The organism is [Actinomadura] parvosata subsp. kistnae, assembly GCF_900323885.1.
In the GTDB taxonomy this organism is placed as follows: domain Bacteria; phylum Actinomycetota; class Actinomycetes; order Streptosporangiales; family Streptosporangiaceae; genus Nonomuraea; species Nonomuraea composti.
This window is the reverse complement of the sequence record NZ_OOHJ01000023.1, coordinates 117,362-142,338: the sequence shown is the minus strand read 5'-3', so window position 1 is coordinate 142,338 and position 24,977 is coordinate 117,362. Positions and strand designations below refer to the sequence as shown.

Below are 24,977 nucleotides of genomic sequence, written 5' to 3'. Positions count from 1 at the left end.
TCCGCCCGCCGCCCGTCCCGTCAGTCCACCTCCACCACCGGCTGGGCGAACTGGGCGGAGTACAGCCGGGCGTACGCCCCGCCGGCCGCCAGCAGCGACTCGTGCGTGCCCTGCTCGACGATCCGCCCGCCCTCCATCACCAGGATCAGGCTGGCGTCGCGGATCGTGGACAGCCGGTGGGCGATCACGAAGCTCGTCCGGCCCTCGCGCAGCGAGCTCATCGCCCGCTGGATCAGCACCTCGGTCCGCGTGTCGACCGAGCTGGTCGCCTCGTCGAGGATCAGGATCGCCGGGTCCGACAGGAACGCCCGCGCGATCGTGATGAGCTGCTTCTCGCCCGCGCTGACCGCGCCGCCCTCCTCGTCGATCACCGTGTCGTAGCCGTCGGGCAGCGTGTGCGCGATGCGGTCCACGTGGGCGGCCCGCGCCGCGGCCTCGATGCGTTCGCGGGTGGCGCCCTCCGCGCCATAACCGATGTTCTCCGCGATCGTGCCGCCGAACAGCCACGCGTCCTGCAGCACCATGCCGATGTTGGCGCGCAGCTCCTCCCGCGACATCCGCGCGATGTCGACCCCGTCGAGGGTGATGCGGCCGCCCGTCACCTCGTAGAAGCGCATGATGAGGTTGACCAGCGTCGTCTTGCCCGCTCCCGTGGGGCCCACGATGGCCACCGTCTGGCCGGGCTCCACGGTCAGCGACAGGTCCTCGATCAGCGGCCGGTCCTCGGCGTAGCGGAACGACACGTGCTCGAACGCCACCCGCCCCCTGACCTTCTCCGGGCGTACCGGCTCGGCCGGCTCGGCCGACTGCTCGGGCGCCTCCAGCAGCTCGAAGACCCGCTCGGCCGAGGCGACGCCCGACTGCACGAGGCTCGCCATGCCGGCCACCTGCGTCAGCGGCTGGCTGAACTGCCGCGAGTACTGGACGAACGCCTGCACGTCGCCCAGCGAGATCGACCCCGACGCCACCTTGAGCCCGCCCACCACGGCGACCAGCACGTAGTTGAGGTTGCCGATGAACATCATGGCCGGCTGGATGACGCCGGAGATGAACTGGGCGCGGAAGCTGGAGGCGAACAGCGCCTGGTTGTGCTCCTCGAACGTCTCGGCCGCCTCCTTCTGCCGGCCGAACACCTTGACCAGCGTGTGCCCGCCGTACATCTCCTCGATGTGGCCGTTCAGCTTGCCCGTCGAGGACCACTGCTTGATGAACTGCGGCTGCGCCCGCTTGCCGATGACCGTCGTCACGTACACCGACACCGGCACCGTCACCAGCGCGATCAGCGCCAGCACCGGCGAGATCCAGAACATCACGACCAGCACCGCCACGACCGTCAGCACCGAGGAGATGAGCTGGCTCATCGTCTGCTGCAACGTCTGCGCGATGTTGTCGGTGTCGTTCGTGGCCCGGCTGAGGATCTCGCCGCGCGGCTGGCCGTCGAAGTAGCTCAGCGGCAGCCGTCCCAGCTTGCCCTCGATGCGCTCGCGCAGCCGCGCCGCCGCCCGCTGCACGACCGTGGTCGTCAGCCGGAACTGCACGATCCCCAGCAGCGCCGCCACCAGGTAGATCACCAGCACCCAGCCCAGCACCTGCGCCAGGGCGGTGAAGTCGATGCCGCGGCCCGGCACCACGCTCATCGAGGCCACCATGTCGGCGAAGGTGCCCTGGCCGCGGGCCCGCAGCCCCGCCACCGCCTGCTCCTTCGTCGCCCCCGCCGGGAGCTGGGCGCCGATGATGCCCGTGAAGATCAGGTCCGTGGCGTGGCCGAGGATCTTGGGGCCCGTCACCGTCAGCGCCACGCTGGAGGCGCCGAGCACCAGGATCACGATCAGCAGCGCCCGTTCGGGACGCAGCAACGCCATCAGCTTGCGCAACGTCCCGCCGAAGTCGAGCGCCTTCTCGGCCGGCGGCCCCGCCATCATCCGGCCCGGCCCGAAGCCGGGCTGCGGGCGCCGCGCCGGCGCCTGCGTCGTCATGCCGCCGCCTCCTGTTCCGTGAGCTGCGACAGGACGATCTCCCTGTACGTCGGGCAGCCGTCCATCAGCTCGCCATGGGTACCGCTGCCGACCACCCGCCCGTCCTCCAGGACGATGATGCGGTCGGCGTCGCGGATCGTGCTCACCCGCTGCGCCACGATCACGATCGTCGCGTCGGCGATCTCCTCGGCCAGCGCGGCACGCAACCGCGCGTCCGTCGCGTAGTCGAGCGCGGAGAAGGAGTCGTCGAACAGGTAGATCTCGGGCCGGTGCACCAGCGTCCGCGCGATCGCCAGCCGCTGCCGCTGCCCGCCGGACACGTTCGTGCCGCCCTGCGAGATCGGCTCGTCCAGCCCGCCCGGCATCGCCTCCACGAACTCGCGCGCCTGCGCCACCTCCAGCGCCCGCCACAGCTCCTCATCGGTCGCGTCCGGCCTGCCGTAACGCAGGTTCGAGGCGACCGTGCCGGAGAAGAGGTACGGCGACTGCGGCACCAGGCCCACCGCCCGCGACAGCGCGCCCGGGTCGAGGTCGCGCACGTTCACGCCGTCCACCAGCACCTCGCCCGCCGACGCGTCGAACAGCCGCGGGATCAGGTTGAGCAGCGTCGTCTTGCCGCTGCCGGTGCTCCCGATGATCGCCGTCGTACGGCCCGGCCGCGCCGCGAAGCTCACGCCGCACAGCACCGGCTCCTCCGCGCCCGGGTAACGGAAGTCCACCGAGCGCAGCTCCAGCTCGCCGTCACTGCGCGCCGGCACCACCGGGGACGCCGGCGGATGCACCGTCGTCTCGGTCGCCAGCACCTCCTCGATCCGCTCCGCGCACACCTCCGCCCGCGGGATCATCATGAACATGAACATCGCCATCATCACCGACATGAGGATCTGCATCAGGTAGGAGATGACGGCCGTCAGCGCGCCCACCTCCATGGCCCCGTCGGCGATCCGGTGGCCGCCGAACCACACCACGGCGACGCTGGAGACGTTCACCACCAGCATGACCGTGGGGAACATCAGCGCCATCAACCGGCCGACCCGCAGCGACACCTCCGTCAGCCGGTCGTTGTCACCCGCGAAGCGCTCCCGCTCGTACCGGTCGCGCACGAACGCCCTGATCACCCGGATGCCGGCGATCTGCTCGCGCAGCACCTGGTTGATGCGGTCGATGCGCTCCTGCATCGTACGGAACAGCGGGCGCATCCGAACCACGATCACCGCGACCACGGCGATCATCACCGGCAGCGCGACGAGCAGCAGCGACGACAGTGCCGCGTCCTGGTTCAGCGCCAGCACGATGCCGCCGACGCACATGATCGGCGCCGCCACCATCATGGTGAACGCCATCAGCACCAGCAACTGCACCTGCTGCACGTCGTTGGTCGTGCGGGTGATCAGCGACGGCGCGCCGAGCCGGCCGACCTCCTGCGCCGAGAAACCCTGCACCCGGTGGAAGATCGCGGCCCGCAGGTCACGGCCCAGGGCCATCGACGTACGGGCGCCGTAATACACCGCGACCGTCGCGCACGTGATCTGCACGAGCGTGACAGCGAGCATCACCAGCCCGATGCGCATGATGTAACCGGTGTCGCCCTTGACGACGCCGTCGTCGATGATGTCGGCATTGAGAGTGGGGAGATAGAGCGTGGCCAGCGTCTGCACGAACTGGAAGACCACGACGAGCGCGATCTCCCTCCGGTACGGCCGCAACTGGACCCGCAGAAGACGGAGCAGCATCAACAGGGGCTTTCTGGGTCTGGGATAGGAGAGGGCCTGACGAGCAGCCCGTCGAGCAGCACGGAGACGATCTCCTCGTCCTCCATGTCCGCGAAGTCGGCGCCCGCACCGAAACCCCGGTGCACGGACACCGCGATCAGCATGAGCAGCAGCTGCGCCGCGTCGTCGGGCGAGCGCCGCAACCGGTCACGATCCGGCCCCATCAGCTCGGCCAGCGCGACCTGGATGCGGCGCCGGTTGTCCAGCATGTGCTCGCGGAACTCGGCGTCGTCCGCGATCGGCTCCTTGGGTCCGTTGGGGACGGACAGGAGGTTGGCGTTGGCGCTCATCCTCGTCCGCAGGATCGTGACCGCCTCGCACAACCGGGCCCGCAGCCCGGCCGACGCGGGGATCGCCGCCAGCGCGTCCAGGGCGTGCCGCGGATCGAACGCGCTCATCAGCGCCGCCCGCACCAGCGAAGCCTTGTCGGGGAACACCCCGAAGATCGTCCCCTCGGCCACGCCCGCGGCCTCGGCGATCTGACGAGTGCTCACCGCCGCGCCGTACTCCCTGAGGAGGGGGATGGTGGCGGCGATGAGTGCGGCGCGGCGGTCTTCCGGTGCCATGGCCGGCACCCTCCGCCTTCTGTTCATGGGCGGGAGCGTAATGAGCGAGTACTCACTCATTCAAGTGGTTTTATGGTGAGGACAGAGGGCGGGAATGTGACTGTTTGGGCGCGCACAGTAGTCCTATGCGATCCGACCCCACCCCGGCTCCCGCCAGCGCTCTCCCCCGCATACCGCTCCCTGACGCCCTGCCTGCGCACGGCGCGGACTCGGCGGCCTGCGAGACCGCACGTCAGCCCGGCAGAAACGCGACCACGGGCGGACTCGGCAGCAACGCGACCACGTGCGGCCCCGGCAGCGACCGGACAACACCCGGGCCCTGCCCGAACGGGGCGGTGTGCGAGCTGCCCATGCCCGGCGTCATCCTCGCCCGCGCCGGCCAGGAACTCGAACGCATCCGCGCGGCCTGGCGCACCGGCCGCCACGACGCCTTTCTCGCTGAGGCACGTCACGCCCTCCTCCACCGCTACGCCGACGCCCTCGCCCGGCTGCTCCCCTCCGCCCCGTTCACCATGGACGACCTCATCACCGCCGGCCTCCTCCCCCGCCACCGCCGCTTCACCACCACCCTGCTCGACCTCCTGCACGAGCACGGCCTGGCCCACCTGAGCGACGAGGAACAACGGCCCCCGAGACCGACGACACCCCCGCCCTCCCACGACCAGTGGCACCACGAAGCCGCACACCCACGCCCCGACGAACCCCGACACCGCTCACGCTCCACCGGCCGCTGGCGCCTCACCGTCCCGGCCGACCCCGACGAGCTCACCCGCACCCTCCTCCTGCGACACCCGGCCCACCTCACCGAAACAGCCCTCACCACCTCCCTGACCCGGCGCCTCCCGGCCCTGCTCCGCGGCGAACACAACCCCGCCGCACCGCCTGCCCACCAGGGCTCCCCGGAGCCGATCGACAACAAGCTCCTCCAGCACCTGTACGACGTCGCACCGGTATGCCGCTTCACCAACCGGACGGCCGCAGCGCTCCTCAGCCAGATCATCGCCGCCTGGCCCGGCGACCGTCCGCTGCGCGTACTGGAGATAGGCGCCGGCACCGGCGGCACCACCGCCGCCCTGCTCCCGCTCCTGTTCGCCCACCTCACCCGCTACACCTTCACCGACCCCTGCCTCGCCGCCTGCGCCGCCGCCTCCCGCCGCTTCTCCGGCCACGACTTCCTCGACTACCGGCCCCTCGACCTCGACGCCGACCCCGTCACCCAGGGCTTCACCTCCGGCGCCCACGATCTCGTCATCGCCGCCAACGCCCTGCACACCGCCAGGGACCTGCCCGCCGCCCTGGACCGCGTACGCAGCCTGCTCACCCCCGGCGGCCACCTCCTGGCCGTCGAAACCCACGACCCGTGCCTCCTGCTGGGCCCACTGACCACCTTCTTCCGGCCCACCCCCACCTCAACCGTCCACTCCTCGCCCACTCCCACCTCGCCCGCTCACACCTGGACCGCTGACACCTCGACCGCTCACACCTCAACCGCTCACACCTCAACCGCTCACACCTCGAACGGCCATGCCTGGGCCGCTGACACCTCGACCGCTCACACCTCGGCCGGCCATGCCTCGACCGGCCGTGCCTGGGCCGCCGAGAACGACCCCCTCCGCCCGCGCACTCCGCTGCTACGCCGCGAGCAGTGGCCGCCCCTGCTGCGCGAATGCGGCTTCACCGACATCGCCCAGACCGGCCCCGACACCGCCCCTGGCCGGGACGCCTTCTCCATCCTCCTGGCCGCCCGCCCTCGCGCCCACGCTCGCCCGCTCCGCACCGCCCCGCCGAGCCGTTCGACGCAAAGGAGCCGCTTCGTCATCCACGAGCCGCCCGGCCCCGGCATGGCGGCGGTGGAAATCCGCGCTGCCACCTTCCCCCTCACCTGGGTCGAGAGGCCGGACGATCCGCGCACCTCGCGAACCGGCGCCTCGTCCCAGCACGGCTCGCGAACCGGGGACCCGTCCCAGCACGGCTCACGAACCGGCGCCTCGTCCCAGCGCGGCTCGCGAACCGGGGACCCGTCCCAGCGCGGCTCACGAACCGGCGCCTCGTCCCAGCGCGGCTCGCGAACCGGGGACCCGTCCACTTGGCGGTGGGGAGGCGCTGGCGTGGTCACCGCCATCGGCGAAGGCGTGACCGGCGTCCGCCCCGGCGAGCGCGTTACCGGACTGGCCCCCGGAACGCCCACCTCCCACGCCCTCACCTGGGCCCGCCTCCTCACCCCGATCCCCGCGGGAATGACCGACGCCGAGGCCGCGACCGTCCCGCTGGCGCACCTGCACGCCCATCTCGCTCTGACCGTCCAGGCCAAGCTGTCGCCGGACGAGACCCTGCTCCTGCATGCCGACGCCACGGGGCTCGGCCTGGCCACGCTGCGGCACGCCCTCCAGTGCGGCGCGAGGGTGATCGCCGCCGCCCGTACCCCGGCCCAGCGCGACCTCCTGCTCACCCTGGGCGCGTGGCGGACACTGGACGCCCAAGACCCGCGCGCTCCCCGCCGGGTCCTGGAGCTGACCGACGGCCGGGGCGCCGAGGTGGTGGCCGGACCCGTCCCTCCCGGCTGGGAGCGAGCGCTGGCCGGCGAGGGCCGGTACGTCCGGCTCGGCCTCGCCGACCCGTCCGAGCCGGGCCTGTTCGCCGAGGTCATGGCCGGCCTGGCGAAGGGCCGGGTCCTGCCGCTCCCGTTCAGCGCCTTTCCCGCGGCTCGCGTACAGGACGCGCTGGCGTTGATCCGCGAGGGCCGGCAACTCGGCGAGATCGTGCTGTGCTTCGACCCCATGGACGGGCCTGTACCCGTATGCCACTGACGGGACGGCCATGCTAACTGGACGCGCCCGTGCGTCCCTCCCCTCAGCGGGTGGATCTGTGCTTGCAGGACACCAATCTGCGCCCTTTACGAAGTAGATCACGATGTGAGCTGTGGGCGTTTTGTCTAGCATGGGCGGGAAGCTCGCGTGATGAGGGAGGCGTGTGGAAGAGAGCGTGCCGCTGGCCCAGCTGGCCCGCCGCCTCGAAGAGGTGGTGAGCGACCTGCGGGGCCTCCCCGTGGACGTGGAACGACTGGAGGACAACGCCCTCGTCCGCCGGCGCATCTCGGAGGCCGCCGTCTCGGCCCGGGAAGTGCGCGCCATGCATCCCGTGGGAGTGTCCGACACGGCCAGGAACGAGCACACGAGCCGCCGCGAGAACCTCGACGCCCTGGAACGCGGCACCAGGATGCGCACCATCGTGCACGCCACCGTCCTGGACGACCCGATCCGCGCGGCCCGAATCAGGCAGTTGCACGCCGCTGGCGACCTGCACCGGGTGGTGGACGAGCCGGTCCAGCAACTGGTCATCTTCGACCGCACGCTGGCCTTCCTCCGGCTCACCCCCGTCCCGTACGCGCCGGGCGCGCTGGCGATCCGCCAGCAGAGCCTGATCACCGCCCTCATCGACCTGTTCGAACGGACGTGGGCCCGAGCCAGGGAGGTCACGGAGCCCACGCGCCGGCTCAGCGCCCGCGAACGCGAGGTGCTCGCCCTGATCGCCGAGGGCCGCTCCAACAGCGCCGTCGCCCGCGCCCTGTCGATCACGGAGGCGGCCGTGGGCAAGCACGTGGCGAGCCTGTTCGCCAAACTGGAAATCCCGGCCACAGCCGACGACAACCGCCGGGTGCTGGCGGTGCTCGCCTACCTACGGGGAACGGCGAGATGACCCACGGCCCGGCCATCACGGACGCTGTCGTACGCGGAACGGGGTATACCTGCTGAGCAGGCGTCCGCTCGGGCCGGAACCGCAGGGCGCCGGGTCACCGTGTCGGGCTTTGAGGGTGACGGCGTAGTACGTTCCGCCTGTCCCCCCGCGCATACGTTTCACCCCGCGCGTGGGGGCGCGTACTCTCCGCCTTCCGGGAGAGGGCGTGCCCACTCCCCTGCTCATGGGCACGAGCCTTCACCACCATGGAGCGCCATGGGTCAGCTTTCACCGACAAGGCGAAGGACGGATCTCAGACTGTCGATCGTCGCCTGGGCCTCTTCCCTCTCTCCCGCGTCCACCCAACTCCTCCAGAACCAGCCGTCTGCGGGCAGCGTCATTTCCAGCGCCCGAATCGCGGTCAAGGCGAGGTCGGGCATGATCGGCTTCATCAGCCATTCTGTGATGTCCGGATACTCCTCGTTCCAAGAGAAGGAACTTCCGGCCGGAACATTGGCCGCGACCACGGCGGCGGCAGCCACCACTTCCTCGGGCAGCACCGGGGCATTGGGACTGCCCGCCGCCTCGATGGCGGCCCGAAAAGTATTCTCGATGACCGCCACTCGCTGCGACGCAGGCCGTTCTTCCAGCTCGTCGAGGAAATCCTCGGCAGTGTCACTGTCGAACGGCCCTGTTCCCCAGGTTCCCATCACCAGCTCCAGTCGAGATCTAGTTCAGGTATCCGCCGAACGGGACCTCGATCTCTCGGCCTCTCCGATTCAGTAGAGTCCCGCCCCTCGCTTTGTCGCTTTCATCATCGTTTGCTCCATGCGGCGGATCGTCGTCAAGGTAGGGCCAGGGCGACCTCGAGCTCGCCCCAGGGCCCATGCGGTGACCTTCCGCAGCCCCGTTCAATGGTTGGCATGCAACGTATGACCGGATTGCTGATCGGCGCGGTGTTCGGCGCCGTCTTCGTCTTCGTGAACGCGCACGACCCGCTCAACAGCACCGTCGCGCTCCTGCTGCGGGTGGTGGCGGGTCTGGGGGCCGCGGTCGTGCTCGTCCTGTGGTTCACCGCCGCGCGCGGGCAGCGGGACGGGAGCGGGGCTCCGCGCGGGGCGATGTTCGGGCGGGGTTATCTCGTCATCGTGGCGGCCGAGGTGGTCCTGCTGTTCGGCGGGCTGCGGGTGCTCGCCGCGCTGGGAACCCCCGAGCAGGCGAACGTGGCGTGGGTGGCGCTGGTCGTCGGGGTGCACTTCGTCGCTCTGGCACCCATCTGGAAGACCTGGGACATCGCCGTTCCTGGTGTGGTGCTGAGCCTGCTCGGCGTGGCGGGGCTCGTCCTGGCGCCGACGTCGGCCGCGGCCTGGGTGCCGTTCCTCAGCGGCGTGCTGTCGGGGATCGTGCTGCTGGCGGGTGCCGTGACCGTGAGCTGGCGCACCGTGGCGGCGCGCCGGTCTCAGCTCGGCTCCATGTCCCAGACCGACCCCACGGCACAGACCCACCCCACGGCACAGACCCACCCCACGGCACAGACCGACCGGTCGGCACCGGCACGCATGCCCTGAGCGCGCGAGACTCGCACCGGCGCCGGTGTACGCCATAGCACTGCGCGCACGCGATCTCAGCGTGCCGCCACCGTCGGCTGGCGCATCAGGGGCTCGGCGGCGGTGCGGAGTTCGTCGCTGAACGGTGTGGGGCGCAGGGTGGCCGGGTCGAGGTTGACGTTGACGCGGTAGCCGTCGGCGTGGACCACCTCCCCGTCCGGCGACAGCACGCGGAACCCGTACACGCCGCTGGTGCGTCCCAGACGTTCGATCCAGAAGTGCACCACCGGCTCGCCCGCGCCCACGATCGGCGCGTGGTAAGTCACCTTGAACTCCCGGACCGCCAGGAACACGTCGCGGAAAGCCGACCGGGCCGGGTCGGGCGACCAGCCGAGGCGTTGCCAATAGGCGCCGATGGCGCGCTCGACCAGCAGCGCGTAGCGGGAGTTGTGCAGCAGGCCCATCGCGTCGAGGTCGTCGAAGTGCACCTGGACGGGCTCGTGCGCGCCGTCTTCCATCATCATGATCAATCCTCCGGGAGTAGCGCGGGCTCGGGACAGAGCGCGCGCAGTCGCTGCAGGACGGCGCGGCGGGCGTGGGTGAGGGCGGCGGGCCCGTCGTGGAGGCGGGAGTGGATGATCGTCATCTCCCCCAAAGCGTCGATCTCGTACGCGAGCTGCGCCGGGTCCGCCTCCTCCACCAGCTCGCCCAGTTCCTTGGCCTGCGTCACGAGCCGCTGGATGAACTCCTGCCACTCGCGCATGGCCCGCGCGACCCGGTCGTGCACGGCCCCCGGCCGGTCGTCGAACTCGGCCTGCACGGTGAAGAAGAAGCAGCCGCCCGGCAGCACGCCGTCGCTGTAGAAGCGCATGCGGGCCTCGTGCAGCGCGAACAGCCGCCGCACCCCGGGGGGAGCGCTCATGGCGGGCGCCACGACGTGCTCCTTCCATTGGCGGGCGGCCCATTCCACCGCGTCGAGCTGCAGCTCCTCTTTGTCGCGCCAATGGGCGAAAAATCCGGACTTGCTGGTGCCGGTGGCCGCCGCCAGCCGTCCCAGGGAGAGCCCGTCCAGCCCTTCGACGGAGGCCAGGCCCACCGTTCGTTCGAGAATCGCCTCCCGGCTCCGCAACCCGCGCAGCCGCCGGCCGTCCTGCGTCATGGCGCCAAACTATCTGACCGACCGGTCGTTTGTATAGTCGGTACGCCTCCATCCGACCGGTACCGGCCAGCGATCACGTCCCGCCCTTGATCTGGGCGAGGATGCTCTCGTCCGTGATCTCCGTGTCCCTGGCCAGGAGGAATGCCTTGCTGAGGATGAGCGCCAGCCGGTCGTCCTCCTCGAACGGCAGGAACAGCCGCTCGTCGCGGCGCCGGTCCGGGACGATGCACAGGTAGACGTCGCCCGGGTCCATGAGGATGTTGCCGCTGCCCACGTGGATCTTGTACGTGCGCAGGTCACCCCGCACCACCAGGAACCGGTCGGTGAGCGTGCAGCGACCGCCGATGGCCGTGCGCGGCAGGATGCGGGCCAGGGCGTCAAGGCGTACCTCGCCCGAGGGCTGGAGCGGGCCTACGGAGGTGTCGCGCCAGTAGGCCAGATGGCGGTCGTGCCCGCGGTCGGCCCAGCCGGGATCGGCGGCGATCGAGGTGACGGCCACGAAGAGATCGACGTCCCGCATGGCCTCGCTGAACACGAGCGGTGGCACCTCGGCCAGCGGCGACTCCAGCCAGCCGCCGCCGCCCTCGTCGTCGCGACGGTGGAAGCGCACCTGGTCGGTGGTGGCGTACTCGCCGGGCTCGTCGTACAGGTAATCGTGGTGGAACGACACCCGCCAGCGGCCCTCGGCCAGCACCCGCGTGGCGGCGTCGGTGTCGCCGCCGTCCCATGGGCCCAGCATCCTGGACTCCCAGTTCCTGGCTCTGAACATCGCGTACAGGCGGCGGTAGTCCACGATGTGGCCGGCGAACCGGTTGGAGTAGACGGCCGTCGCCTCCTCGGCCGGGGTGAGCGGGTAGACCTCGCGGAACGCCTGCTTGAACGGCTGCTTGACCCTCCCCTCGGTCACGGCCTCCCGCAGACGGGCCACCTCTTCGGCGCTCGCCCGCGCCGGATGCCACAACCGCACGCGCCCCGCCTCTGGCGAGGAGGAGGGCGTCAGGGTACGCCCCTCGCTGGGAGCGCTCTCCGCCTCCAGCGCCAGCGTGCGCCACTCGCCGGGCGCGGCCTCCGCCTCCCAGATCAGGCGGGTCGCCACCGTGCCCGCGATCGGGTGCCCGGCGATCCGGTCGCGCCACGTCTCGTACGGCCACGACATCTCCCCCGCGAGCCCGGCCTCCAGCGCCCGGCACAGCGTCGTCACCTGCCGCCGCACCTGCTTGACCAGCTCGCGCAGCCGCTTGACCTCGTCGGGATGCTCCCTGCGCACCGCCGCCGGCACGCTCTTGAGCGGCTTGCCGCCCTGCCGCCAGCCCAGCTCGAACTCGCCGCCCGCGCCCGGCGCGAGCACCGCCGTGTACTCCCCCAGCGACACCTTCAGCCGACCTCCGGCCCCGAACCCCAGGTCCGGCATGCGGAAGGCCACCTCCATCCGGTCGGCCAGCCCCGGCTCGGCCTTCTTGATCAGGCGGTCGAGCTGCTTGACCACGCCGGCGTGCCGGGTCGCCGCCCGGGCCGCGCGCAGCGCCGTGATCGCCTCGGGCGTCGGGAAGCGCACGACCGCCCGTCCGATCTCGAACAGCAGCGCCTGCGACGGCAGCGTCTTGGCCGCCGTCGGCGCGACCGCCACCAGCGCCAGCAGGCTGTCGAGCAGCGCGGGCAGCCACGGCGCGTCGCAGTGCAGCGCCAGCCGCGCCGCCCGGCCGAGCGCCGCCACCTCCGCCGCGCTGAACGCCTTGTCGGCACGGTACGGCAGCTCCCGCGCGTGGATCGCGGCCAGCCGCGCCTCGGCCGCCTCCAGCGCGGAGCGGGCGAAGTCCGCGTACGGTGTCAACGCGGCCAGCCGATCCCACACGCCCGGCAGCTCGGGCGGCGACCCGAACGAGCGCGGCCCCACCTCCGCCACCAGCGCCCGGCCGGCCGGGTCGAGCCCCAGCACGACCTCCCGCTCGGCCATCGCCAGCGACTCCCGCGGCTCGTCCATCGGCTGCCCCGCCCCTTCCACTCCGGCCACCCCGGCCACCGCCAGCAGCGCGTACGGCGCCTCAAGCCGGCCGTGCGCCACCATGAACTCCGTCAGCACCCGCGCCGGCCCAGCCAGCTCCGCCTCCGGCACCCCGCCCGGGCAGCGCAGCAGCGCGCCCGCCGCCAGGCACACGTCTGCCCACTTGCGCCGCTCCAGCCCGGCCACCAGCGCGTCGTAGAGCGCCAGGCACGACGCGGGGGTGAACTCCGGCTGCCGCTCCCGCACGGCGTCCTCGACGGCGAACCGCATCGAGGTGGCGGCGCCCGTGCCCGTCGTGCGGTAGGCGAGCGGGAGCAGGTGCCCCAGGTCGGTCGCCGTCAGCAGGGACGTGTCGGGCCACGGATGGGGGTAACCGGCGCCGGGCTCGGTGAGGTGGTGGTGGAGGCGCCGGGCTTCCGGGGAGAGCAGGTGGGTCACGTTCACGGGTCAGAAGGTTGCCGTACGCGACCGACAGAATCCGGTGGGTCCCGCGGGAGTTGGGGCCGCCGGTCCTCGGGTAGGCGCGGCTCCGGCAAGGCCGTCACGGAATCGCCGGCCTGGACGGTCCTTGTGAAGGACGAACGTCCCGGTGCGCCGAGCCGTCCGGCCCTGCCCGTCCGCGCGGCCATCTTCCATTCTCGGGACCAGGGAGGGTCACGATGAACAAGTCGATCAACCCGCTGGTGTTGCGGCTGCGGCTGTACCGCCCGGACGGCAACCCGCTGCGCCGCCGCTCCGACCGGCGCGAGTCCGCCGTCGCGCTGGCCGCCGTGATCCTGGTGCTGGTCAGCGTGTGGCCCGCGGTCTTGGCCGGGTGGACGACGTACGAGCGGGCGCTCCACGACGAGCGGGCCGGGGGCGCGGCCCGGCACCAGGTCACGGCGACGTTGCTGCGGGACGCTCCCCGCACGCGGATCTCCTTCACCGAGGTGCCCGCCGAGCAGCCGACGGCCGCAGTGCGCTGGACGACCCCCGCAGGGGCGGAACGGGTGGCCGAGGTGCCCGTACCGGCGCTCGCCAAGGCGGGCTCGGCCGTCAAGGTGTGGCTCGACGCTTCGGGCGCGCCGGCGCCGCCGCCCACGGACATCGCCGTCCTGCGGATGAGGGGGATCGCGACGGGAATGCTGGTCCTGCTCGGGGGCGCGCTGGTGGCCGTGGGGGCGTTCGCGGGATGGCGGTGGCGGGCGGACCGGAGGCGGTACCGGGAGTGGGGGCTCGCCTGGGAGCGGGCCGACGAGCAGTGGCGCCACCGGCGGCAGACGTAGGCGCCCCAGGAAGGGCTGCTGCACCAGGGCGGGCCGGGGCTTCGGGCCTGAAGGCGGGGGAGGCAGCGCGTTCAGTCCCGAAGGCGGGGCAGGCGGCGGTTTCGGTCCTGAAGGCCGGGGGCGGGGGCGGTCAGCCGTTCGGTGGTACGGGGTGGAGCGTCGCGGCGAGCGTGGCCTCGGCGAGCAGCGCGGCGAAGTGGCCCGGTGTGGCGGCCCGGCGCCACAACGCGCGTTGCCGGTCGGCGCCCGTCCCACGGGACAGGACCGGAGCGAGCGACCGCGCGACCGGCTCGGGCTCGGCGAGGTGATCGAGCAGGGCCGCCAGGAGCGCGCGGTGCGGCAGCGAGCGCCCCGTGTACGGGTCGGCGGCCCGCGCCGCGAGACCGTCGCGAGCGGCGGCGCCCAGCTCGGCGGCGATCCGCCGGCCGCTCACCCGCCTCATCGGCGTGCCGCGCCCGAGGTCGTCGAACGCCAGCACGGTCAGCGCCCTTACCAGGGCCGCCACGGCGACGGCGTCGTCCACCGACAGGCATGAGTCCGCGATCCGCACCTCCACCGTCGGGTAGCGCGGCGACAGGCGGGCGTGGAAGTAGACGGACCTCGCGTCCAGGGCCCGGCCGGCGCGGATCAGGCGTTGCACCGCCGCGTCGTAGGCGTCCGGCGAGCGCCACACGTTCGGGGGCCGCGCCGACGGCCAGCGGACGCACTCCAGGTAGCGGCGGCTGGCCCAGCCGGTGTCCCGGCCGGACACGACGGGCGAGTTGCCGCTCAGCGCCAGGAGCGTGGGCAGGTAGGGCCGCAGCCGGGCCAGGAGCAGCACGCCCGCCTCCCGTGACGGGACGCCGACGTGCACGTGCAGCCCGCAGGTGCCCGAGCGGGCCACCAGGGAGCGGTAGCGGGCGGCCAGCTCGTGATAGCGGGGGTCGGCGGTGATGGCGGCCAGGCCGGGCCCCGGCCTCGGGGCGATCCCGGTCGCGACCAGGTGACAGCCCACCTCGGCGGCGGCCCCCGCGACGAGCCGCCGGTTGCTGGCCAGCTCCTCGCGTACCTGATGCAGGTCCGTGCACACGCCGGTGATCGTCTCCACCTGGAAGCGCATGAGCTCGGGCTTGGCCTGGAGGTGGCCGCCGAGCAGGGCCAGCAGCTCCGGCGCCCGGCAGGCCGGGCGGCCGTCGGCGCGGTCCAGCAGCAGGAACTCCTCCTCCACGCCGACCGTCGGCGCCCCGGGCCCTGAGCGCCGGCCGGTGATCGTGAGCCTGCCTCTCGTTCCCATCACGACCTCCCCGCGGACTCACCCTTCCGTGCGGCATCCGTCGCCTGATCCACTACCCGCCAGGGCTCGAAGTCCTCAGCTCAGGGCGGCTTTCCGCAGGCGCGGAAGACGCCGTCGGCCGCCGGTGAACGACCTTCCCTTCATCGCGCGGTGGAGCACCCGCATCGGGCTGGTCCGCGCCTGTGTCGGCCGCCGGGAAGGATCACCTCGATGTCGTGCGCACGAACCGGTGCCCGGTCGTCCTGCGGCACGCATGGGACGGGGGTCTCCGTGGTAGAGGGGTTTGAGGGAGGTGCCCGATGAAGCCGTCGATTCATCCCTTGGCTCTGCGGGTGCGGTTGCTCAGGCCGGACGGCAATCCGCTGCGCCGCCGCTCCGACCGGGTGGAGTCCGTGCTGGTGCTGGCGGCGGTGCTGCTCGTGCTGGCCTGCGTGTGGCCCGCCGTACTGGCCGGGCGGGCGGCCTACTCGGACGCGGCGAAAGAGCAGCACGCCGGTCCCGGGCTGCGGACGCAGGTCATGGCCACCCTGACGGAGAACGCCCCGCCCTCCCGCGTGTCCTACACCGAGGTGCCCGCGGTGCCGCTCCAGGCCACGGCGCGGTGGACGACCCCGCAGGGCGCGACCGTGACCGGTCTGGTGCCGGTGCCGGCGCTGGCCACTTCGGGCACGCAGGTCCCGGTGTGGGTCGACGCCTCCGGGATGCCCGTCCAGCCGCCCGCCGACGACGTGGAGCTGGTCAGCCGGGGCGTCGCGACGGCGCTGTTCGTCGTGTTCCTGGCCGGCGTGGTGGCGCTGGCGGCGTTCGCGGCCTGCCGGCGGCTCCTCGACCGCAGGCGGTACCAGGAATGGGAGGCCGACTGGCTGCGCGCCGACGAGAGGTGGCGCCGCCCGCACCACCCGTGACCGACGCGTGGGCCGGGCTGGTCGCATGGGCCGGGCTGGTCGCATGGGCCGGGCAGGTCACATGAGCCGGGCAGGTCGCGTGGGCCGGGCAGGTCGCGTGAGCCGGGCATCGCGGGTGGCCCGGCACGTTCAGAGCTCCCTGCGATCGCTCACCGCCACGGCGGCGGCCAAGGCGCCCGCGGTGAGGGCTGCCGTGAGCGCCGCGCCGGCGGGCAGGCCGGTGGCCGGCTCGCCGCGGACCAGCGTCTCCATGGCCCCGGCCAGCCGGGTGGGCAGCCACGGGACGCCGGTGAGCCCGTCGGCGACGGCCAGGGCGAGGAGCGCGGCGAGCGCGGCCCCAGCCGTGGCGGCCACGCCGCGGGTGATCGCGGCGGCCAGCGCGGTGACGGCGACGGCGAACGCCAGGAACAGGGCGCCGCAGGCCAGGCCGACCAGCAGGCGGGCGACGGGCAGCCCGCCGAGGAGGACCGCGGTCTCGTACCAGGCGGCGAGCGTGCCCAGGGTCAGCGCGGAAACCGCGGCCGCGGCGGAGACGAGGTAGGCGGGCAGGATGACGGCGGCGGCCCCGCGCACCCGCGTACGCAGGAAGACGGCCATCTCGCGGCGGGCGTCGAACGCCAGGGCGGAGGCGGCGACCAGCACCACGACCAGCAGCCCGATCTGCGAGGCGTTGCCGGTGAACTGCGCGATGCCGTCGGCGGGCGTCGGCGCGGGGAGCTGCACCCGCACCCCTTCCGTGCCGATCCCGCCGAGGATGCGGTCGAGGTAGCGGGCGGTGAGCGGCCCGGTGAGGCCGAAGAAGAGGTACGCGCCGAGGATCGCGACCAGCCGCCGGGTGCGGACCAGGCGCAGCCATTCCAGCCGCCACAGCGTCATGACGTCAGCTCCAGGAACACGTCTTCGAGGTCGGCGGCCTGCGGGTTCATGCTCACCACGCGGGCGTCGCAGGAGGCCAGCGCCTCGGGCAGCAGCCACTCGGCCGCCGCCAGCGAGCGTACGGACACGCGCAGCCGCTGCTCGTCCAGGACGTCCACGCCGACGACCCAGTCCTTGGCGCGCAGCGCGTCGGCGACGTGCCCGACCGGCGGGCGCAACCGCAGGAGGTAGGCGGGCACGGCCCGGCCGACCAGCAGATCGTGCAGGGGGCCCTGGAAGAGCAGCCGTCCCTCGCGCAGGATGCCGACCGTGTCGCACACCTCCTGCACGTCCGACAGGATGTGGCTGGACAGCACCACCGTCGCCTTCCCGCGCAGCCCCGCGATCAGGTCGAGCACCTCGCGCCGTCCCGCCGGGTCGAGGGCGGAGGCGGGCTCGTCGAGCAGCAGCAGCTCCGGCTCCGCCACGACGGTGGCGGCCAGGCCGAGCCGTTGCAGCATGCCGCGCGAGTAGCCGCCCACGCGCCGGTCGGCCGCCCCGGACAGCTCCGCGTCGGCCAGCACCCGCTCCTCACGCGCGACCGGCACCCCGGGGGCGACCAGCCGCCGCGCCAGGGCGACCACCTCGCGCCCGGTCAGCCACGGCTCGAACTGCGGCGTGTCCGGCAGCAGCGCGACCCGGCCGCGCGGCGGCGCCACCCGTACCTCCCCCGCCGACGGCACCCGCAGCCCGGCCAGCACCGCCAGCAGCGTCGTCTTGCCCGCCCCGTTCGGCCCGACCAGCCCGTAGACCGCGCCGCGCGGGACCGCCAGGTCCACCCCCGCCAGCGCCAGGTGCGGCCCGTAACGCTTCTCCAGCCCGCGCGTCTCGACGATCATCTCGGCTGCCTGCCGATCAGCAGGTAGACGATGCCGCCGACGGGCACCGACAGCAGGCAGACGAGCGCCCACGCCCATTTGGGCAGCAGGCGCACGTCCGAGCGGGCCAGGTCCACCAGGCAGTACCCGACGAACAGGCCCGCCACGATGACCAGCGGCACGATCGCCGCGACGGGGATCGCATCGGCACTCATGCTCCGGCTCCCTTCGCTCGGCCGTCACTGGGGAGTGTGAACGCGGCGACGCGAGCGGGAGTGTCACCTGACGGCGCGGCTCGGGAGTGTGGCGCGATGGTGCGGGTCGTCGGGATGGGCCCGGCCCCCAGGCGCGATGGTGCGGGTCGCCGGGACAAGCCGGCGCCTCAGGCGCGGTGGTGCGGGTCGCCGGAATGGGCCGGCGCCTCAGGCGCGGTGGGCGTCCTCACCGTCCTCGCGGCGCGGTGCCGAGAAGCGCTCGTAGTTGGCCACGGTGGACAGCGAGCGCGGCTCGGCCCGGTCGAGGTAGAGGATGCCGTTCAGGTGGTCGGTCTCGTGCTGGGCGATGCGGGCCGGCCAGCCGGACAGCTCCATCTCGTACGGCCGCCCGCTCCCGTCGCAGGCCGCCAGCCGGACCCGCGCGTGCCGGGCGACGACGGCGGTCAGGCCCTCGACGCTCAGGCAGCCCTCGTAGAAGGCGTGGTAGCGGGACCCGAGCGGGGTGACGACGGGGTTGACCAGCTCCAGCGGCGGCTGCGGCACCCGTTCCCGCTCGGCGGCGATCTCCGGGGGCACCTCGGCGGGGTCCTCGATGACGGCCAGCGCCAGCGGGATGCCGACCTGCGGGGCGGCCAGCCCGACGCCGACGCCCGGCAGGTGCCGGAACATCGCGTCCAGCAGCTCGCGCAGCAGGGCGTCGGGGAGCTGCCCGTCGTACGGCTCGGCGGGGCGGCGCAGCACCGGGTCGCCGACCTGCGTGACCGCCCACGGCCGGGGCGCGGCCAGCAGCGCGTGCACCCGCTCGACCAGCTCGTCCCGGCCCACTCGCGCGACCGGCTCATCCGGGCTCGCCCACGCCGCCGACTCGTCCCGGCTCGCCCGCGCCGCCGACTCGTCCCAGCCGCTCATCGTGCCTCTCCCGCGGGCGCGGCGGCGATCTCGGCGGGGACGCGTACGGCGTGGAACATGGTGGTGCGCCGGGGGCGGAAGCCGAGCCGTTCGTACAGGCGGATGGCGTTCGTGTTGCTCGTGGCGGCGTGCAGGAACGGCGTCTCGCCGCGGGCGCGGACGCCCGCGGCGACCGCGAGGACGAGGCGGGCCGCCAGGCCCTGGCCGCGGTGGGCGGGGTGGGTGCAGACGGCGCTGATCTCGGTCCAGCCGGGCGGGTGCAGCCGCTCGCCGGCCATCGCGACCAGCTCGCCGCGCCGGCGGATGCCGAGGTAGACGCCCATCTCGACGGTACGCGGCAGGAACGGCCCCGGCTGGGCGACCTCGACCAGGGCGAGCATGTCCGGCACGTCGGCCGCCGTGAGCCGCACCACGTCCTCCGCACCGTCGGGAGCAGCCGCGCCGTCACGCGCGAGCGCGCCGTCGGGAGCCGCCACGCCGTCGGGAGCGGGCACGCCGTCGCCGACCATCTGCACCGCCGGCACCCGGATGACGACCTCCCACCCGGCGGGCGGCAGGACGTCGGCCGCGTACGAGAACATCGCGCCGGGCCCGGCGAGTGCCGCCGCGTCGGCCCAGTCCTGGCCGGACGGGGTCGCGGGCAGGGCGGTGAACGGGGACACCTCCGGCGGGTAGCGCAGCACGTCCCCTCGCCGCTCGGCGAATCCCGCGTGCGGCCCGGTCAGGGCGGACCGGACGGGGTGGTCGAGCGGGTGTGGGGACGCGCCCGGAGCGCCCCTCACACCTGCACCAATGCTCACAGTGTCAGTGGTATTCACCCCATAAGTGATACTCGCGCCGTCAAATGCCCGTTCCGCCAGGCCCGGAATCCACGGGCGGGGGCGAACCCTTCAGGGGCGTGGCGTCGTGGTACCTGACCTCATACACGCGCTCCGTGAACCGCCACCCCTCAGCGGTGCGCCGGTACCGGTCGTGATAGATCGCGAAGTTGAACTCCGCGCGCCCGTCACGCAGCCGCCCCAGCTCCTGCATGTACGCCCGCCCGCTCGCGCTGTCCCCTTCGATGCGGATCACTCCGGGATGCGTGGTCTGCACCAGGAACTCCACGAAGCCCGGCACCCGCCGTCCCCACGCCCGGATCTCCTCCGGCCCGGTGAGCTCGGCCGGGATGTTCGGCATCCGCAGCACCCCGTCGGGTGTGAACAGCGACGCCAGCCGGTCGTAGTCGCGCATCATCGCCGCGTCGGTGAACTCGCCGCGCAACGCCTCGATCTCGACGCGGTCGGCGATGGCCTGAAAGTCGTGCATGCCTTCCCTCTTCTCGTGTCGGCCCTTGATACGACGGCGTGCGGCGGCGGAATGTGAGGCGGCGGCCGGTCCGGCATGCTGTCTCCCATGCTTGCGAACGAGGTGGAACGGGCGGTCTCCCGATACCTGGCCGTGGCGGACCGGTTGCTGCCGGGCCGGATCAGCGGGTTCTACGTCGTCGGCTCGGTCGCGCTGGGCGCCTGGCGGGCAGGCCGCAGCGACATCGATTTCGTCGCCACAGTGGCCGGGGATCTCGGCGAAAGGGACCTGCGCCGGCTGGCGCTGCTGCACAAGGCGGGCAACGCGCCGGCGGCCTGGCGGGCGCTGGCCCGGGCCCGGCCGGACGTCCCCGGCACGCTGAACGGCGTCTTCGTCGCCGAACGTGACCTGGGCAGGCCGGTCACGAGCCTGCGCCCGCTCGCCTCGCACAGCGGGCCGTCGTTCAAGCGGGGGCGCGGGTTCGAGGCGAACCCGGTGGTGTGGAAGGTGCTCCTGGAGAAGGGCGTCGCGGTGCGCGGCCCGGCCCCGGGCGAGCTGGGCCTCGACCCGGAGCCGGGCCGGCTGCGCGAGTGGAACCTGGGGCAGTTGCACGGCCACTTCGCCACCTGGGCGGGCCGGGCTCTGTCGGCCAGGCCCCCGCGCAAGCCGCTGCAGCCGGCCCACCAGGTGGCGCTGGCCACCGTGTTGTCACCGCCCCGGCTGCACCACACGATCGCGACCGGTGAGGTGATCTCCAAGGAGGCCGCGGCCGAGTACGCGCTGGACACCTTCGGGCCGCGCTGGCATCCGCTGCTGCGGCTGGCCCTGGCCCGGCGGCTCGGCCTGCCCGCGCCCGCGCCCGGCGACGCGCGCCGGGTGCCCCGCCTGGTGGGCGAGTTCGTCCTGGAGGTGATCGCGAGCGCCGACGAGAAGTGACGCCGCCGCCCCGCCCGCACGGGCTGCGGTGCACTGACCGTGCCGGTGGCCGTGCTGAGCCACGTGCTCGCGCACCTCCTTCATCTTCACCTCGGCGTGCGTGCCGTCCATGTATCCGGCGTAGACGCGGACGAGGGCGAGCGGCTTCTCCCGCTGCGCGGCGGTCATCTCGGAGCCGGGCAGCCCCTCGTAGGGCAGCTCCAGGTTGCAGCGGCGGCTGCACTCCGCTTCCGGGGTACGTGGTGCGTGTCCGTGCATGCCGCCAATGTCGCCGCCCAACATGAGGAACGGGTGAAGGCCCCCTTTGAAATGACTTGCCGGGGCGACTCCAGCGCTTTATCCCGGCCGTATGCGCGGCCTCCAAATCCGCCGTGAGCGGCGGTGAACCGGGGTCCGGGGCAAGAGGAAAGGCCCCCTATTGAAGGGGGCCTTTCGCGGGCCAATCTAGTGCGCGGCCTCGTACTTCTGGATCACAGAAGAGGCGATGCGGCCGCGCTCACTGACCGGCAGACCGTGTGCCTTCGCCCACTGCCGGATCTCCTGGCTCTTCTCCTTGCTCATGGCTCGTGTCGTGCCGCTGGAGCCGCGCCGGCCGCGGGGTCGCGACGTGGCCGCCGTCTCCTCGCGCCGCGCCTTCGCGATGAAGGGCGCCAGAGCCGCACGCAGCCTGTCTTCGTTCTCGGGCTTCAGGTCCATGACGAACCGGTCGCCCTTGATGCTGAAGGAGACGGGATTCTCGTCCTCCATGGGGGAGCCGTCGAAGTCGTCCGTGATCGTTTCAATCAACCTCTTGGCCATGCTGGCACTCCCATTCAGCCCCAGGTTGTGCGGTACTGTAGCGCGCTGCGCGATGCCGTCAAGCCGGATCGGGATTTACCGTAAATTTTCTGTGCACGGACTGGCGGACCAGCATGAGTTCGCCTTGGTCATTCTACCTAAATAAATCGCCGCACCGGAAGATTCAGCCTTCAACCGTGCGGCTTTGCGCGCTCTCCCGTTTCATTGGCACCCGGTCACCCTGCGCCAATTTTCGGGTATGTCATTATCGTCGTTTCGAGCGGTAATTCACGGAAAGGCGCGGCACGGTCACGCGGCGAGGCGGATCTGCGACCATGCGGCCGGCGGCCCGGGCGGCCGGTAACGTGACCGGATGTGACCGAACACGCAGAGTCACCATCCGTCGGGCGCCGGTCCCGCCGCCGCTGGGTCGTGCTGCTGCTCTGCTGGGCCTCGCTGACCATGACCTCGGTCGACCGCTCCACGTGGGGGCCGGCGTCCCTGCGGGCGGGCGAGGACCTCGGGGTGTCGCTGGCGGGGCTGGGGGCGTTCGCGACGGCGTACTACGTCGGCTACGTGCTGTCCAACATCGGCGGCGGCCTGCTCGGCGACCGGATCGGCAGCCGGGTCGTGCTGTCGGGGTCGCTGTTCACCGCCGGCGGCTTCATGATCGCGTTCGGGTCCGTGCCGACCGCCGGGGCCGGGATCGCGGTGCAGGCGCTGATCGGGCTGTGCGCGGGGGCCGACTTCGCGGCGGGGGTCAGGCTCATCGCGTCCTGGTTCGGGGAGCGGGAGCGCGGGCTGGCGATGGGCGTGTTCAGCATGGCCTCCTCGCTCGGCACCATGATCGCCAACGCGCTCGTGCCCCGGCTGATCCAGTGGTACGACTGGCGGGCCTCGTACCAGCTGTTCGGGCTCGTGTCGATGGCGCTCGCCCTGGTGTGCCTGGCGCTGCTGCGCGAGCGGCACGGCCCGCCGGCCGCGCGCCCGCCGCTGCGCCGCCTGGCCCGCGACCGCGACCTGCTGCTGATCGGCCTGGCCGGCCTCGGCGGGCTGTGGGGCACGTACGGCTTCGTGACCTGGTCCAACACGCTCATGGTGACGGGGCACGGCATCGACCCGGTGGCGGCGGGGACGGTCGTCGTCGTGTTCGCGGCGGCGGGCGCGGCCGGCAAGCCGGTCATCGGCCTGGCCACCGACCTGGCCGGGCGGGGGCGCAAACGGCCGGCGATCGCGGTGCTGGTGGCGTTCGCGGGCTGCCTGCTGCTGTTCGGCGGCCTGAGCACCGAGACGGCGTTCCTGGTGATGGCCGGGTTCGCGGGCCTGGGGGCGTACCTGTACTCGCCGCTGCTGATCGCCATGGTGCCCGGGCTGTCGGGGACGGCGCTGGCGGGCTCGGCGGCGGGCGCGACGAACGCGGTGGCGCAGCTCGGCAGCGTCACGGTGCCGGTCGTGGTGGGAGCGGTCTACCAGGTCACCGGCTCGTTCCCGGCCGCGTTCGCCACCCTGGCCGCCGGGCCGGTGATGGGCGCGGTGGCGCTGTCGTTCGTCCGCGAGGCCCGCCGGCCTTCTGCGGCACAATGCCCTGATGATCCGTAGACGGTTACGCACGCTCCCGCTCGCCCTGCTCCTGGTCGCGGCCTCCGGCTGCGGGCTCGCCGACCTGGCTCTCGGCGGCGGGACCGTCACCATGCCCAGCGAGTCCATGGAGCCGACCATCAAGATGGGGACGACCCTGTCCTACCGGCGGACCTCCGCCTACGTCCCCCACGCCGGCGACATCGTCCTCTACCGCACGCCGGAGGGGTGGCCCGGCACCACGGCGGGCCAGGGGCGCGTGGGGCGGGTCATCGGCCTGCCGGGCGGCACCGTCAGGTGCTGTGACGCCAAGGGACGCCTGGAGCTGGACGGCAAGCCGCTGGACGAGCCGTACGTGGCGGCGCCTCCCGCCTCCGCGCCGGCGTTCGACGTCAAGGTGCCGGACGGGCGGCTCTGGATCATGAACGACAACCGCCACGTCGCCCTCGACTCCCGCGCCTACCAGGACGCTCCCGGCGGCGGCACCATCCGGGTCGCGGACGTGTGGGGCGTGGTGGACCTCCCGGCCCGCTGACGCCTACGGGCCGGCGGGGGCCTGCCACAGGGCGAGGATCGCCTCGATCAGGCCGTCGGCGGTGGACGCCCAGGTGGGGCGGAAGGTGGGGGCGCCTTCGGCGAGGGCGCGTTCCCGTTCGACGCACATCTGGACGATCAGGTGGCGGGCCATGGCGAAGCGCTCGCTGTGGAGCTCATCGGGCAGGCCGGGCAGGCAGCGGGTCAGCCCCTCGCGGTACGTCCGCAGCGCCGGGGCGGCGCTGACCGCCTCATCGACCATGATCGCGCTGAACGCGGGATCGGCCATGACCTGGGCGGTGAAGCGGGCGTACCAGGTGGGGCCGCCCGCGGCCTCCAGGGTCTCCAGGTGCTCGGTGAACGGGCGGACCAGGCATGCCACCCAGTCGCGCAGGTCGGTGGAGCCGGCGATGCCGGCCATCATGCGCTCGCGGATGGCCTCGATCCGCTCGGCGTGCCTGCGGGAGATGGCCCGGATCAGGTCGGCCTTGGTGCCGAAGTGGTAGGTGACGGCGGCGTTGTTGCCCTGCCCGGCGGCCTCGCTGATCTGGCGGTTGCCGACGGCGTGCACGCCGCGCTCGGCGAACAGCCGCTCGGCGGCGGCCAGGAGCGCCTCCCTCGTCGCGCTGACCTGCTCGTCTCGTCGTCTGGTCCTGATGTTCATCTGCTTTCACCACACGGGGACTGCGCACCGGCCCGCGACGGCCCAGCCCCACAGGCCGGCGCGGGTCCTCGGCCGTGCCGGGCGCGGCCTGGCGGCGAGGTGTGACGGAAGGACAAGCCTAGGGCAGGCAGGACGCCGGAGGCGCGGGCGCGAGCGGTCGGGCCGTCCACATCCGAGAGAGCGCTCTCTTGACAGGACCGCTCA

24 protein-coding genes and 1 pseudogene are annotated in these 24,977 nt (G+C 72.8%); 8 read left to right on the top strand and 17 right to left on the bottom strand.

The features are described 5' to 3' along the window. Positions 1-20: 20 nt before the first annotated feature. Genes KIS93_RS52130 through KIS93_RS52120 form a run of 3 tightly spaced genes read right to left on the bottom strand, consistent with a single transcriptional unit; the run spans position 21 to position 4,314 of the window. Positions 21-1,976: an ABC transporter ATP-binding protein gene (locus KIS93_RS52130; protein ID WP_080037390.1), complete on the bottom strand. Its 1,956-nt coding sequence runs from the start codon at positions 1,974-1,976 to the stop codon at positions 21-23. Then, entirely contained in the window at positions 1,973-3,709 is a 1,737-nt protein-coding gene (locus KIS93_RS52125) for an ABC transporter ATP-binding protein (protein ID WP_186404948.1), read from the bottom strand. Before KIS93_RS52125 ends, KIS93_RS52130 begins: the two co-directional genes overlap by 4 nt. Continuing rightward, the gene (locus tag KIS93_RS52120) at positions 3,709-4,314 is read right to left on the bottom strand and encodes a TetR/AcrR family transcriptional regulator (protein ID WP_222107970.1); all 606 of its coding nucleotides are present in this window, start codon (positions 4,312-4,314) and stop codon (positions 3,709-3,711) included. Before KIS93_RS52120 ends, KIS93_RS52125 begins: the two co-directional genes overlap by 1 nt. Before the next feature lie 350 nt (positions 4,315-4,664). Between KIS93_RS52120 and KIS93_RS52115 the strand changes: the two genes are divergently transcribed. Then, positions 4,665-7,121 carry a methyltransferase gene (locus KIS93_RS52115; protein WP_155126660.1) on the top strand — a complete coding sequence of 819 codons (2,457 nt, stop codon included), beginning with the start codon at positions 4,665-4,667 and terminating at the stop codon, positions 7,119-7,121. Positions 7,122-7,284: 163 nt separating this feature from the next. Next, positions 7,285-8,010 carry a helix-turn-helix transcriptional regulator gene (locus KIS93_RS52110; protein WP_230466039.1) on the top strand — a complete coding sequence of 242 codons (726 nt, stop codon included), beginning with the start codon at positions 7,285-7,287 and terminating at the stop codon, positions 8,008-8,010. Positions 8,011-8,270: 260 nt separating this feature from the next. On the opposite strand, the gene KIS93_RS52105 is transcribed toward KIS93_RS52110, so the two are convergent. Further along, complete coding sequence (locus KIS93_RS52105; protein WP_080037387.1) at positions 8,271-8,699, bottom strand: DUF4259 domain-containing protein; 429 nt, start codon at positions 8,697-8,699, stop codon at positions 8,271-8,273. Positions 8,700-8,921: 222 nt separating this feature from the next. Between KIS93_RS52105 and KIS93_RS52100 the strand changes: the two genes are divergently transcribed. Beyond that, on the top strand, positions 8,922-9,557 hold the full coding sequence (locus KIS93_RS52100; RefSeq protein WP_186404947.1) for a hypothetical protein: 636 nt from the start codon (positions 8,922-8,924) through the stop codon (positions 9,555-9,557). A 56-nt stretch (positions 9,558-9,613) separates the two neighbouring features. On the opposite strand, the gene KIS93_RS52095 is transcribed toward KIS93_RS52100, so the two are convergent. From KIS93_RS52095 to KIS93_RS52085, 3 genes are all read right to left on the bottom strand, one after another. Then, complete coding sequence (locus KIS93_RS52095) at positions 9,614-10,060, bottom strand: acyl-CoA thioesterase (RefSeq protein ID WP_230466038.1); 447 nt, start codon at positions 10,058-10,060, stop codon at positions 9,614-9,616. Between the two features lie 2 nt (positions 10,061-10,062). Further along, positions 10,063-10,695: a TetR/AcrR family transcriptional regulator gene (locus KIS93_RS52090; RefSeq protein ID WP_186404946.1), complete on the bottom strand. Its 633-nt coding sequence runs from the start codon at positions 10,693-10,695 to the stop codon at positions 10,063-10,065. A 73-nt stretch (positions 10,696-10,768) separates the two neighbouring features. Next, positions 10,769-13,141 carry a DUF4132 domain-containing protein gene (locus KIS93_RS52085; RefSeq protein WP_080037386.1) on the bottom strand — a complete coding sequence of 791 codons (2,373 nt, stop codon included), beginning with the start codon at positions 13,139-13,141 and terminating at the stop codon, positions 10,769-10,771. A gap of 215 nt (positions 13,142-13,356) precedes the next feature. Between KIS93_RS52085 and KIS93_RS52080 the strand changes: the two genes are divergently transcribed. Beyond that, positions 13,357-13,962 carry an Rv1733c family protein gene (locus tag KIS93_RS52080; protein WP_080037385.1) on the top strand — a complete coding sequence of 202 codons (606 nt, stop codon included), beginning with the start codon at positions 13,357-13,359 and terminating at the stop codon, positions 13,960-13,962. A gap of 130 nt (positions 13,963-14,092) precedes the next feature. Here KIS93_RS52080 and KIS93_RS52075 read toward each other — a convergent pair whose 3' ends face one another. After that, positions 14,093-15,235, bottom strand: a complete 1,143-nt coding sequence (locus tag KIS93_RS52075; RefSeq protein ID WP_080037384.1) for a carboxylate-amine ligase — start codon at positions 15,233-15,235, stop codon at positions 14,093-14,095. Positions 15,236-15,534: 299 nt separating this feature from the next. Between KIS93_RS52075 and KIS93_RS52070 the strand changes: the two genes are divergently transcribed. Beyond that, positions 15,535-16,140: an Rv1733c family protein gene (locus tag KIS93_RS52070; RefSeq protein ID WP_155126657.1), complete on the top strand. Its 606-nt coding sequence runs from the start codon at positions 15,535-15,537 to the stop codon at positions 16,138-16,140. 129 nt (positions 16,141-16,269) lie between these two features. Here the strand turns inward: KIS93_RS52070 and KIS93_RS52065 are convergent, their stop codons facing one another. The 6 genes from KIS93_RS52065 to KIS93_RS52040 form a co-directional block, all read right to left on the bottom strand. Further along, complete coding sequence (locus KIS93_RS52065) at positions 16,270-17,016, bottom strand: hypothetical protein (RefSeq protein WP_080037382.1); 747 nt, start codon at positions 17,014-17,016, stop codon at positions 16,270-16,272. Then, complete coding sequence (locus KIS93_RS52060; protein WP_155126654.1) at positions 17,013-17,894, bottom strand: ABC transporter ATP-binding protein; 882 nt, start codon at positions 17,892-17,894, stop codon at positions 17,013-17,015. The genes KIS93_RS52065 and KIS93_RS52060 overlap by 4 nt, the downstream gene beginning before the upstream one ends. After that, on the bottom strand, positions 17,891-18,088 hold the full coding sequence (locus KIS93_RS52055; RefSeq protein ID WP_222107969.1) for a PLD nuclease N-terminal domain-containing protein: 198 nt from the start codon (positions 18,086-18,088) through the stop codon (positions 17,891-17,893). The genes KIS93_RS52060 and KIS93_RS52055 overlap by 4 nt, the downstream gene beginning before the upstream one ends. Positions 18,089-18,295: 207 nt before the next feature. Continuing rightward, positions 18,296-18,997, bottom strand: a complete 702-nt coding sequence (locus tag KIS93_RS52050) for a peptide deformylase (RefSeq protein ID WP_080037381.1) — start codon at positions 18,995-18,997, stop codon at positions 18,296-18,298. Next, positions 18,994-19,779, bottom strand: coding sequence for a GNAT family N-acetyltransferase (locus KIS93_RS52045; protein ID WP_230466036.1), 786 nt, complete (start codon positions 19,777-19,779; stop codon positions 18,994-18,996). The genes KIS93_RS52050 and KIS93_RS52045 overlap by 4 nt, the downstream gene beginning before the upstream one ends. A 58-nt stretch (positions 19,780-19,837) precedes the next feature. Beyond that, positions 19,838-20,305, bottom strand: a complete 468-nt coding sequence (locus tag KIS93_RS52040) for a nuclear transport factor 2 family protein (RefSeq protein WP_080037379.1) — start codon at positions 20,303-20,305, stop codon at positions 19,838-19,840. Positions 20,306-20,392: 87 nt separating this feature from the next. Here KIS93_RS52040 and KIS93_RS52035 point away from each other — a divergent pair, with 87 nt between their 5' ends. Then, positions 20,393-21,220: an aminoglycoside adenylyltransferase domain-containing protein gene (locus KIS93_RS52035; RefSeq protein ID WP_155126651.1), complete on the top strand. Its 828-nt coding sequence runs from the start codon at positions 20,393-20,395 to the stop codon at positions 21,218-21,220. Positions 21,221-21,289: 69 nt separating this feature from the next. On the opposite strand, the pseudogene KIS93_RS69335 reads toward KIS93_RS52035, so the two are convergent. Then, a pseudogene (locus KIS93_RS69335) lies at positions 21,290-21,478 on the bottom strand (DUF3500 domain-containing protein); the annotation flags it as partial. Between the two features lie 186 nt (positions 21,479-21,664). Beyond that, positions 21,665-22,018, bottom strand: a complete 354-nt coding sequence (locus tag KIS93_RS52025) for a histone-like nucleoid-structuring protein Lsr2 (RefSeq protein WP_080037377.1) — start codon at positions 22,016-22,018, stop codon at positions 21,665-21,667. 354 nt (positions 22,019-22,372) lie between these two features. On the opposite strand from KIS93_RS52025, the gene KIS93_RS52020 reads away from it, so the two are divergent. Both KIS93_RS52020 and lepB read left to right on the top strand, forming a co-directional pair. After that, positions 22,373-23,596 (top strand): MFS transporter, encoded by a 1,224-nt coding sequence (locus KIS93_RS52020; RefSeq protein ID WP_222107967.1) that lies wholly within the window; start codon positions 22,373-22,375, stop codon positions 23,594-23,596. Then, the gene (lepB, locus tag KIS93_RS52015; protein WP_080037376.1) at positions 23,586-24,110 is read left to right on the top strand and encodes a signal peptidase I; all 525 of its coding nucleotides are present in this window, start codon (positions 23,586-23,588) and stop codon (positions 24,108-24,110) included. The genes KIS93_RS52020 and lepB overlap by 11 nt, the downstream gene beginning before the upstream one ends. A gap of 3 nt (positions 24,111-24,113) precedes the next feature. On the opposite strand, the gene KIS93_RS52010 is transcribed toward lepB, so the two are convergent. Beyond that, positions 24,114-24,773 carry a TetR/AcrR family transcriptional regulator gene (locus KIS93_RS52010; protein WP_080037375.1) on the bottom strand — a complete coding sequence of 220 codons (660 nt, stop codon included), beginning with the start codon at positions 24,771-24,773 and terminating at the stop codon, positions 24,114-24,116. Positions 24,774-24,977 lie beyond the last annotated feature (204 nt).